The 10236-nt window shown below is 65.8% G+C and carries 10 protein-coding genes; 6 read left to right on the top strand and 4 right to left on the bottom strand.

Annotated elements, in window-relative coordinates:
* Positions 1 to 226: 226 nt before the first annotated feature.
* Positions 227 to 2080 (bottom strand): gamma-glutamyltransferase, encoded by a 1854-nt coding sequence (gene ggt, locus FB478_RS17275; RefSeq protein WP_144601177.1) that lies wholly within the window; start codon positions 2078 to 2080, stop codon positions 227 to 229.
* 90 nt (positions 2081 to 2170) lie between these two features.
* Here ggt and FB478_RS17270 point away from each other — a divergent pair, with 90 nt between their 5' ends.
* The 3 genes from FB478_RS17270 (at position 2171) to FB478_RS17260 (ending at position 5199) form a co-directional block, all read left to right on the top strand.
* Positions 2171 to 3118, top strand: a complete 948-nt coding sequence (locus FB478_RS17270; protein WP_018769713.1) for an L-lactate dehydrogenase — start codon at positions 2171 to 2173, stop codon at positions 3116 to 3118.
* Between the two features lie 123 nt (positions 3119 to 3241).
* Positions 3242 to 4558: an ATP-binding protein gene (locus FB478_RS17265; protein WP_018769714.1), complete on the top strand. Its 1317-nt coding sequence runs from the start codon at positions 3242 to 3244 to the stop codon at positions 4556 to 4558.
* A gap of 92 nt (positions 4559 to 4650) precedes the next feature.
* Positions 4651 to 5199 carry a flavodoxin domain-containing protein gene (locus FB478_RS17260; protein ID WP_134164916.1) on the top strand — a complete coding sequence of 183 codons (549 nt, stop codon included), beginning with the start codon at positions 4651 to 4653 and terminating at the stop codon, positions 5197 to 5199.
* On the opposite strand, the gene FB478_RS17255 is transcribed toward FB478_RS17260, so the two are convergent.
* Positions 5166 to 5789, bottom strand: coding sequence for an HD domain-containing protein (locus tag FB478_RS17255; protein WP_018769716.1), 624 nt, complete (start codon positions 5787 to 5789; stop codon positions 5166 to 5168). The two genes, FB478_RS17260 and FB478_RS17255, sit on opposite strands and share 34 nt — an antisense overlap.
* Positions 5790 to 5798: 9 nt before the next feature.
* A complete protein-coding gene (gluQRS, locus tag FB478_RS17250) occupies positions 5799 to 6698 on the bottom strand; it encodes a tRNA glutamyl-Q(34) synthetase GluQRS (protein ID WP_144601176.1) in 900 nt (299 codons plus the stop codon).
* Between the two features lie 325 nt (positions 6699 to 7023).
* Here gluQRS and FB478_RS17245 point away from each other — a divergent pair, with 325 nt between their 5' ends.
* From FB478_RS17245 to FB478_RS17235, 3 genes are all read left to right on the top strand, one after another.
* Complete coding sequence (locus FB478_RS17245; RefSeq protein ID WP_018769718.1) at positions 7024 to 7491, top strand: Lrp/AsnC family transcriptional regulator; 468 nt, start codon at positions 7024 to 7026, stop codon at positions 7489 to 7491.
* Positions 7492 to 7590: 99 nt separating this feature from the next.
* Positions 7591 to 9063 (top strand): WXG100 family type VII secretion target, encoded by a 1473-nt coding sequence (locus FB478_RS17240; RefSeq protein WP_144601175.1) that lies wholly within the window; start codon positions 7591 to 7593, stop codon positions 9061 to 9063.
* Between the two features lie 140 nt (positions 9064 to 9203).
* On the top strand, positions 9204 to 9716 hold the full coding sequence (locus FB478_RS17235; protein ID WP_377204916.1) for a hypothetical protein: 513 nt from the start codon (positions 9204 to 9206) through the stop codon (positions 9714 to 9716).
* An 18-nt stretch (positions 9717 to 9734) separates the two neighbouring features.
* Here the strand turns inward: FB478_RS17235 and FB478_RS17230 are convergent, their stop codons facing one another.
* A complete protein-coding gene (locus tag FB478_RS17230) occupies positions 9735 to 10190 on the bottom strand; it encodes an Lrp/AsnC family transcriptional regulator (RefSeq protein WP_081620204.1) in 456 nt (151 codons plus the stop codon).
* Between the last annotated feature and the right edge of the window lie 46 nt (positions 10191 to 10236).

Below are 10236 nucleotides of genomic sequence, written 5' to 3'. Positions count from 1 at the left end.
GTCACCGCCATCGCCTCCATCCTCATGGTCGCCGGCTGGTACGCCTGCCGCACCCGCATCCGCCAAATCGCCGAAACCCGCGACGGCTACACCGGCATGTCGCCGGTGGTTGCCAATGCCCCGGCGGAGACCTTCAAAAAGTAGCTGCCCTGAACGACGGCGGCACCCAGGTCCTGGAAATCCAGGAGCCGGGTGCCGCCGTCGGGCGTTTAAGGCAGTGGCTCTTCTACTTTGACGGTTTGACCACCATGGCCGATCCGCCGCCGCGCCTGACCGGCTCGGCTGCCGCTAGTGTCCGGCCGTCCCCCAGGAATTCGATGGCGGTGGCCGCCCCGATCTCCGAGGCGGAGGAGAACGAGTCGCCCGATGGGGTCAGGGTGTGCGCGAAGCGCGACGTCAGTGCTGCGCCGTACTTGTCGATGAACGCCGGCTCAGCAGTGACGGCCTTGGTGTTCCGCTGTGAAGCACGGGGAGCGGCGATGGCGTCCGGGATGCTCATGCCCAGGTCGATGCGGTTGACCAGCGTCTGCAGCACCGTGGTGATGATGGTGGAGCCGCCCGGGGAGCCCAGGGCCAGGAACGGCTTGCCGTCCTCCAGCAGGATGGTGGGCGACATGGACGACCGCGGCCGCTTGACCGGCTCGATCCGGTTGGGGTCGGCAGGGTCATAGACCGTGGAGAAGTCGGTCAGCTCGTTGTTGAGCAGGAACCCGCGGCCGGGAACCACCATGCCGGAGCCGCCGGTCTGTTCGATGGTCAGCGTGTACTCGACGACGTTGCCCCACTTGTCCGAGACGGTCATGTTGGTGGTGGAGATGTTTTCCGTGTCCTTCTCATCCGCGAGCGCAGCCGGTTTGACCGGGCAGGTGCCGTCGTAGGAGGTGACATCGCCTGCGGTCTTCAAGGGCTTAATAGCCGCGTGCATGGGATCAAGCTCGCAGGCACGCTCCTTGCCGAAGATGGGATCGGTCAGCGCCTCGGTGGGCACCTTCACGAACGCGGGGTCCCCCACGTACTTGGCACGGTCCGCGAAAGCCAGGGCGCTGGCCTCCAGGTAGTGGTGCAGCACGGCGGGCTGGTCAGCCTTGAGGGACGGGAGGTTGAACACGTCCAGGATGTTCAGCGACTCACCCACGGTGGTGCCGCCACTGCTGGAGGGTGCCATGCCGTAGACGTCATAGCCACGGTAGTTCACGTGGGTGGGGTCCTGGTCCAGGGCCTTGTAGTGCTCCAGGTCCTCCTCGGTCATGGAGCCTTTGGACACAGGAAGCTTGGTGTCCGGAGACTTGGGCGGGTTCTGTACGGTCTTGGCGATCTCCTTGGCCAACGCTCCGTCGTAGAACGCGTCCATGCCCTTGTCTGCCAGCAGCCGGTAGGTGTCGGCGAGGTCAGGGTTCTTGAAGACCGAGCCCACCTCCGGGAGCTTCCCGTTATGCAGGTACAGGTCCTTGGTTGAGGTGAAGGCTTCGAACCGTTTCTGGTTGTCCGCCGTCTGGCTCCGGAACGTCTCGTCCACCACGAACCCGCGGTCCGCCACCTCGATGGCGGGTTCCAGCGCCTTCTTCAGGCTGAACTTTCCCCAGCGCTCCAGCGCGCGCTCCCAGGTGGCAGGCGTCCCCGGAACACCCACCGAGACGCCACTGGTGACAAGCTCGGGAGTGAACGGGTAGGGCTTGCCGGTGGCCGGATCGATGAACGCATCATGGGTAATCCCCGCCGGAGCCGTCTCGCGGCCGTCAATGGTGCTGACCTTTCCGGACTTCGCGTCGTAGTAAACGAAATAACCGCCGCCGCCAATGCCGGCGCTGTAGGGTTCGGTGACGCCAAGGGTGGCCGCAGCAGCCACGGCGGCGTCCACAGCGTTGCCTCCGTGACGGAGGACGTCAATGGCCGCCGCTGAAGCTTCCGGGTCCACGGTGCTGACGGCACCGCCGTAACCGGTGGCGGTGGGATTCTTGTCCGTGTGCCGTTCATCGGCGCCGTGTTGGTTGGTGGCAAAAGCAGGACTGATGGCCCCGGTGGTAACGCTCATAGCCAGCGCTGCAGTAACAGCTGCGAGCCGGCCTCCATAATGTGGCATGGTGGCTCCTAATTGGGGATTTGAGTGATGTGGGCCACGCTACTCTTCGGGTAGGACACACTCAACGGCTCCGGAAAGGGAGAGTGCACCATGGCAGGATCCAAGCTCGCAGTGGTGGGCGCCGGGAGCGTCGGGACGTCGCTGGCGTACGCCGCGCTGATCCGCGGCTCCGCCAGCAGTATCGCCTTGTACGACGTCAACACGCCCAAGGCGGAGGCGGAAGCACTGGATCTTGCCCACGGCAGCCAGTTCGCCGCGGCGTCGGCCACCGTCACCGGCGGCGGGGATATCGCCGTCACGGAAGGCGCCGACGTCGTGGTCATCACGGCCGGTGCCAAGCAGAACCCAGGCCAGAGCCGCCTTGACCTGGCGGGGACCAACGTCCGGATCCTCGAGCAGCTGATGCCGCCTCTGCTGGAACGTGCGCCGGATGCTGTCTATGTCCTGGTGACCAACCCCTGCGACGTCCTGACGGTGGCTGCCCAGCGCATCTCCGGGCTGCCACCGGAACGGATTTTCTCCTCCGGCACGGTGCTGGATACGTCCCGGCTGCGGTGGCTCCTGGCCCTGGAGGCCGGGGTTTCCGTTACCAGCGTCCACGCCAGCATGGTGGGAGAGCACGGGGACACGGAGTTCCCGTTGTGGTCCGGCGCCACGATCGGTCCGGTCCCCATCAGGGACTGGACGGTGGGCGGGGAGCGGATCTTCACGCCCGAATACCTCGCCGGCACCGCCCGTGAAGTGGTGCAGGCCGCCTACAAGGTCATCGCCGGAAAAGGGGCCACGAACTACGCCATCGGCCTGTCCGGTGCCCGCATTGTGGAGGCGCTGCTCCGGGACGACAACGCTGTCCTTCCGGTTTCCACTGTGCTGTCGGGGCTGTACGGGATTTCCGGCGTGGCGCTGTCCCTCCCCAGCGTGGTGGGAAGGGGCGGGGTGCACCGTGTCCTGGAAACGCCCATGGACGACGTCGAGCTGGCCGCCCTGCACCATTCCGCGGACACGCTGCGGAACACAATGGACATGCTGGGGGTTTGAGCAGCGGCACGTCATGCAACGCCACCGCAACCCCGCCCGGTGCCTGCTTCACATATGCTCACCTGAGATGTCCACGCTGGCTCGACCACGACTGGCTCAATGACGAACCAACAGGAGTAACGCATGACCAACTGGCGGATCAGGGATTTCCACTCGGCGGACCTGGACGGCATCCTGCACCTGTGGGAGACGCTCAAGGCCCACAACGTCGAACCCGTATACGCCCTGTCCGAGGTCCTGGCATCGTGCGAAAAAGACCATGCGGTGGTTGCGGTGCAGGGCGAGCAGGTGGTGGGCGCCGCTGTGGGACGGGCCGCGCATGACCAGGGCTGGATCGTGTTCCTGGCCACCCTTCCCGAGTACCGCGGCAGGGGCATCGGCACCTCGCTGCTCGCCGCCGTCGAAAACCGGATGGCCCCGCACGGCCTGAACAAGCTCTCCGCCCTGATGCCTGAGTCCGAAACCCGCGTGGAGGCCTTCCTGGGCCGCGGCTTCGCACTCAAGAAAAACCTGCGCTACTTCGAGCGGACCATTCCCGTCCAGCGCCAGGAGCTCGGCGCCCTGGGCCAGCTGGGCGGCCGCGTCCTGGCCCGCGACCTTTGGGAAAACGTTGCCGGCATGCGCAGGGAAAAGGAACTGCTGGAACGGCGCCTGGTGCTGCCGCTCGCCGAGGCGGACCTGGCCGATGAATTCGGCGTGGTGCCGCCGCGCGCCGTCGTCCTTTTCGGGCCTCCCGGCACCGGCAAGACCACCTTTGCCAAGGCCATCGCCTCCCGGCTGGAGTGGCCGTTCGTGGAGGTCTTCCCGTCCCGCCTGGCCGGCGACCCGCAGGGCCTGGCCGGCGCGCTGCGCGAGACCTTCCTGGAAATCGCGGAACTGGAGCACGCGGTGGTGTTCATCGACGAGGTGGAGGAGATCGCTTCCCAGCGCGCCGGTGATCCGCCGTCACCGCTGCAGGGGGTGACCAACGAGCTGCTGAAGATCATTCCCGCATTCCGGGAACAGCCCGGCAGGCTCCTGGTCTGCGCCACCAACTTCATCCGCGCCCTCGACTCGGCCTTCCTGCGCCACGGGCGGTTCGACTACGTCATCCCCATCGGGCTGCCGGACCGGCAGGCCCGGGAGGCGATGTGGCAGCGTTTCATCCCGGCGGCCGTGGTGGATGCCGTGGACGTGGAACTCCTGGTGGAACGTACCGAGGGCTTCTCCCCGGCCGACATCGAGTACGCGGCCCGCAGCGCCTCCCAGCGGGCGCTGGAAAAAGCCGTGTACGACGACGGCGGGCTGGCCTCCGGGGGCGACGTTTCCGTCCGCGCCGCCGTCAGGAAAGGTCCCTCCACCCAGGACTACCTCGACGCCATTGGTGATACCCGCACCACCGTGAGCGCGGAGGTGCAGGCGGACTTCCTGGAGGACATCGAAGCGCTGGGACGGGTCTAGTCCCCGGCTGCTCCGCAGGACGCCTGCAGGGCACCGCATACAGGGACCTTTGCCCCTTTGCCCGGTTCCGGGCGGACGCCAGAGTAGTGGTCATGGCAAGAATCCTGATCCCGTACGGAACTTCGGAAGGGCAAACGGCCCGCATCGCCGACTACATCTCTGATGTCCTGCAGGCCCACGGGCACCAGGCCGACACGTTGGACCTCAAGCACGCAGACCACGGCCTGCCTGACGGCTATGACGGCGTCATAGTGGGTGCTTCCATCCATGCCGGGAAGCACGAGGGCTACGTCGCCGATTTTGTCCGCCGGAACCGGTCCGGCCTGGAGCGCCTGCCGGCCGCCCTGTTCTCGGTCAGCCTCTCGGCGCACGCGGAGCCGGAAGAGGCGGAAAAGTACGTTGCGGAGTTCGAGGACAGCACCGGCTGGCATCCTGACAAGGTGGCGATGTTCGGCGGCGCCCTCCTCTACACCCAGTACGGATTCCTCAAGCGCATGATGATGAAGAAGATCGTCAGCGGCCAGGGCAGCCCGGATACGGACACCGGCCGCGACTACATCTACACGGAATGGGACGGGGTGCGGCGGTTCGCGGAGGAGTTCCTGGTCTACTTGGAGCGGGAGCCCGGGCCGGAATCGTAGCGGAGGTTCTCGTAGTCGGTGTCATCGGCCTCATCCAGCTGCGCGTCGAATTCCTCCAGCAGCCACGGATTGGCCCGAGCCAAAATCTTGCGGACCTCCTCCACCTCCACGGCTGCGTAAAGCACCGGCCTGGCGTCCCGGTACTTTGTCACCGGGGGCTTGTCCGGCCACTTCTCCGCCAGCGCCTGGACGCGTTCGGGCAGGGAGTTGTGCGCATTGTCGGCGATCTTGACCAGGGCGGCGTCATGGTCCCCGGCGATCTCACGGATGCCGGACTGGTAATCGTCGGGGTCGCTGTGCAGGCGGTTGGTGACGCGCTCGATGATGTCCACGGAGCGCTCGGGAACCCCCATGTCCAGCAGGGCCTGCCGTGTCATCGGTGTGTCCTCGGCGATGTCGTGGAGGTAACCCGCGATCCGGATCTCGTCGTCGAAGTCCGCCAGGGCATCCCCGACGGCAAGGACATGGTCCCGGTAGGGCCGCTTCAGCTTGTCCTTCTGCCGGTTGTGGGCAACCTCTGCGAGGACTTTGGCGGTCTCCACCGTGAACCTTGGCGTCCGGGCCTGGGCCGGAATGTGCTCGTCTGACATCTACCAAGCTTAGCCAGCGGCCGGGCGGTCCATCCCGGGCCACACCCAGGGTTCGCGGGGCAACCGTGCCGGGTCCAGGGCCTGCAGTGCGTGGCCCAGCGTTCCGGCGGGTAATCCCAGGGACTCCAGCAGCAGGTTCCGCACGTCGTGGGCACCCACCCCGGCCTGGGCGAGGTCCGCCAGCGTGACCGCTCCATCGCGCTTTGCCAGCCGCAGGCCGTCGCGATTCACCACCAAGGGAACATGCACATATTCCGGGACGGGAATATGCAGGAGCGAGGCGAGATAAGCCTGCCTGGGCGTTGAGGGGAGCAGGTCGTCGCCGCGGACCACCTGGTCTATGCCCTGCGCGGCATCATCCACCACGACGGCAAGGTTGTAGGCGGTTACCCCGTCATTCCTGCGAAGCACGAAGTCGTCCACAGCCCCGGTGAACTCGCCGTGGAGGACGTCCTGGACCGTGTATTCCCGCACATCCGCCCGCAGGCGGATGGCGGCCGGCCGCGTGGACCGCTTGTAGTCCAGTTCCGCCCGGTCCAGGTTGCGGCATGTGCCGGGATAGGCACCCTGCGGAGCATGCGGGGCGGACGGCGCCTCCTGGATCTCGCGGCGGGTGCAGAAGCACTCGTACGTCAGGCCGGACTCTTCAAGCCGTGTGATCGCCGCGGCGTAGAGGGGCCCGCGGTCGGTTTGCCGGACCACATCGCCGTCCCAGGTGATGCCCACTGCCGCCAGATCGCGCAGCTGCACGGCCTCCGCTCCTGCGCGGGCGCGGTCCAGGTCCTCCACCCGCAGCAGGAAGCGGCGTCCGGTGGAGCGGGCGAAAAGCCAGGCGAGGATTGCGGTCCGCAGGTTTCCCACGTGCAGCTCACCGGACGGGCTGGGGGCGAAGCGGCCGGCGGAGGTCATGGATTAACCCTAAACGGAAGCACACAAGAGCCCCTCAGCTACCGATGACTCCGGGAGGCGGGCGTCGGTAGCTCAGGGGCTCTTGCCGTGTTTGCAGAATGAGCGTGGTGTGAACAAGCGTCAATCAGCGGCGGCTTCCTTGCGGGAAGCGGTGTCCAGGTGCCGGGTGGTGTGCCGGGGAAACTGTAGCCTGCGCGGACCAGCGGTAGCTTTTGTCCTTGTTGCCACTATTCCAGCAGAGAACATACAGTTGGGACAATTGGCCCAACTTGAGTTGATCAGTTTGATCAATCCCTGAGGCCAGCAGCAACAGGAAGTGGTCAGATTGCAGGAACTGGACGCCACCGACCGGCGCATCCTGAATGCCCTGGACCAGGATCCGCGTGTCCCCATCATGGTGCTTGCCCAGCGGCTGGGCCTCGCGCGCGGAACCGTCCAGAGCCGGCTGGAGCGGATGACGGCATCCGGCGCCCTCCGCCCCAACAGCAGCCGGGTGCTTCCGGCGGCCCTGGGACGGGGCGTGGCCGCCGCGGTCAGCGCAGAGCTGGACCAGAGCCACCTGAACGAGGCCATCGCTGCCCTGCGTGAAATTCCCGAAGTCCTGGAGTGCCATGCGCCGGCCGGCGATACCGACCTCTTGATCCGCGTGGTGGCCAAGAGCCCCGACGACCTCTACCGGGTGTCGGAGGAGATCCGGCTCTGCCCGGGCATCGTCCGCACGTCCACCAGCATGTTCCTCCGCGAAGTCATCCCGTACCGGACCACCGGGCTCCTGGGGGACCAGGCGGAGTAGGCGGGGACCACAGGGGCACCACTCCCCATCGCCGCACGGAGGATGCCCCGTTAGGCTGGCACGGAAGAGCCAACAGCGGGGGAGCCAACAGGGGGCAGCATGGCGGGAAACTTTTACGGCGGCGATGTGGAGCAGCTGCGGCAACTCGCCAAGGACCTGGCTGCCGGCGCCAACCGGCTCAACGTCCTGGGGCAGCAGCTCAGCAGCAGCATTGGTTCCGGCCTGTGGAAAGGGCGCGACGGCGACAGGTTCCGCAGCGAGTGGACGTCATCGCACGCCAGGCTGCTGAGGTCGGCAACGGCAGGGCTGGAGTCGGCCGCCAGGACACTCCTTGCCAACGCGGACGAACAGGAGAAGGCCAGCACTGGTGGACCGGGAGGACCCGGGTCGGGCGGATCCGGGAGCGGAACCGCCCAGGACCTGACAGACAGACTGAATGCCATGACCCCGGCCGAGCGGCGCGCCTACCTGCTGAGCGACGGGTTCCGCCAGTGGGCCCAGGCGAACCCGGAGGCAGCCAAAACCGCCATGGACGCCGCGGCGGACTCCGGCCTGATCAGCAAGAACTCCAAGGGCTACCAGGACTTCCTCAATTCCTACTGGAACCGGCAGGCGATGCTGGACATGGGCATTGATCCAGCCGACTGGGACACGTCAAAAGGTACGGAATACAACTGGGAGACCATCACCAAGGTCTACGACTTTTACGGCCAGGCCTACCTTGCCAACCCGGACCTGCAGTGGGCAGGCATGGCCAATATGATTGGCCCGTCCTTCGCCGGCGGATTCCGGGACATGGCCATGCTGCGGGATTTGGCTCAACAAATCACCGACAATCCAGCCTCGGACATCCCCCTTCCCGTCCTGGACCAGCTGGAACAGCTCGCAGGGATGACGGATGCGGAAATCCGCTTCTATGAAACCAGCATGCTGGACATGAACAAGGAAATCATCCTGGACCAGGCGCGCCAGCACCAGGCGTATCTGAACGGCGGCATCGGTGAGATCAACCGCCTTCGCGACTCCGGCGCCATCGACCAGGCCACGGCCAACGCGTGGGCGCAGATCGATTCGGGAGATCCCGACCAGGTCCGTGAAGGAAACACGGCCCTCCTGTACCGCGAGCAGAACGAAATTATCGCGGACGACTACGACAACATGCGCGGCCACCCTGGAGGGGAAGCCGTGACCTATATGGTGACGCTCGCCGGGGAACCCTCCATCCCGGGCGCCAAAAGCTACCCCGAGGTGTTTCCCTACAGCTTCAGCGTGGAAAGCCCCGGTCCCGAGAACATCCCCTTCACCAGCTGGGACAATCCCGCCCAGTTCCGCACCGACTTCACCACGGGCTTCCCCGACGGCAACATCGCCAACGCGGACCAGCGCTGGAACCTCATTCGGCAGGACACCCTCCCCGCTTACCAACATCTTCTGGCCACGGACCCGGACCGGGCGGCGCAGATCATCGGCTCCGACTTTGACGGCCGGGTGGACCAGTACCGTCCCACCAACAACATTCCCGGCATCATGGACCGGTTCCTTGACGGGTTCGACGCGGAGGTCCACCAGTGATTGCGCCCCGCCGACGCGCCGCACCCGGCGAACGGACCGCCGTCGTCATTGCCCTCGTTTCACTCCTTGTCCTGGCCGGCTGCAAAGCGCCAACTCCGGCCGATCCGACCACCGCCACTTCATCTTCTGCAGGGAGCCCCGTGAAAACCTCCGCTTTCTCCACCCTTGACGCCGCCGGCGTGGAAAGTATCCGCACCACCGGGACGGCCCGCCTGGATATGAGCTCGGGACGCCTGGAAAAGGACGCCGTCCGCGTCACCAAGGACAGTTACGGCCCCGAGATCAATACCCGGGGTTCGGGCAAGATCAGCCTCAGCATCCTGGCGCCCAACGGCGAAATAACCGCCGAAACGGACCGGATCCGTTTCAACACCACGGACCGGCGGACGGACTTCAGCGAGGTCACCTACTTCCTCACCGCCGGCTCACCTGACGAGTACTTTGAGTTGATCAGGGACGGCGTGCAGCGCTACGGGATAGCAGCGGAGCCGGCTGAAGAATGGATCAGCAGCACCCAGGCGGATCCTGCTTCCAAGAGCGATTTCTCCATCACGCCGGGAACAGGCACCGGACTGACGGTGAACTACGATCTCCGCTACGACGGCAGCAAGGACACGCAGGTGATCATCGTCCACATTCTGCCTGCCGACTGACTTGCGGACCGCGGGGACCTAGACGGGCGGGCCCGCGTTGGACTTGAGGTTCTTCATGACCAGCGTTGACGTCAGCCGTTCAACGCCGGGCAGCGATGTGAGCTCGGTGTCGTAGAAGCGCTGGTACGCCGGCAGGTCCTCCGCTATGACCTTCAGCAGATAGTCCGGGGAACCAAACAGCCGCTGTGCCTCCACAATGTTCGGATTGTCCGCCACTCGGTTCTCGAAAATCTCCATGGTGGGGCGGTCCACTTGGCGGAGGGTGACGAAAACGATCGCCTCGAACCCCAGGCCCACCGCCGCGGGGTCGATGTCTGCCTTGTACCCGCGGATCACCCCGGACCGCTCCAGGTCGCGCAGCCGCCGGTGGCAGGGAGCCACCGTCAGGCCCACCTTCGCTGCCAGCGCGGTGGCGGTCATGCGCCCGTCCTCCTGGAGGTGCCGCAAGATATTCCTGTCAATCTTGTCTATCACGCAATAAACATACTGCTGTCACCGCGGGGCGGGCGAAAACAGGACA

This window comes from Arthrobacter sp. AG367 (genome assembly GCF_007828995.1).
Taxonomy (GTDB): domain Bacteria; phylum Actinomycetota; class Actinomycetes; order Actinomycetales; family Micrococcaceae; genus Arthrobacter.
Note: the sequence above shows the minus strand (reverse complement) of the source record. Positions and strands in the feature narration are given on the sequence as shown.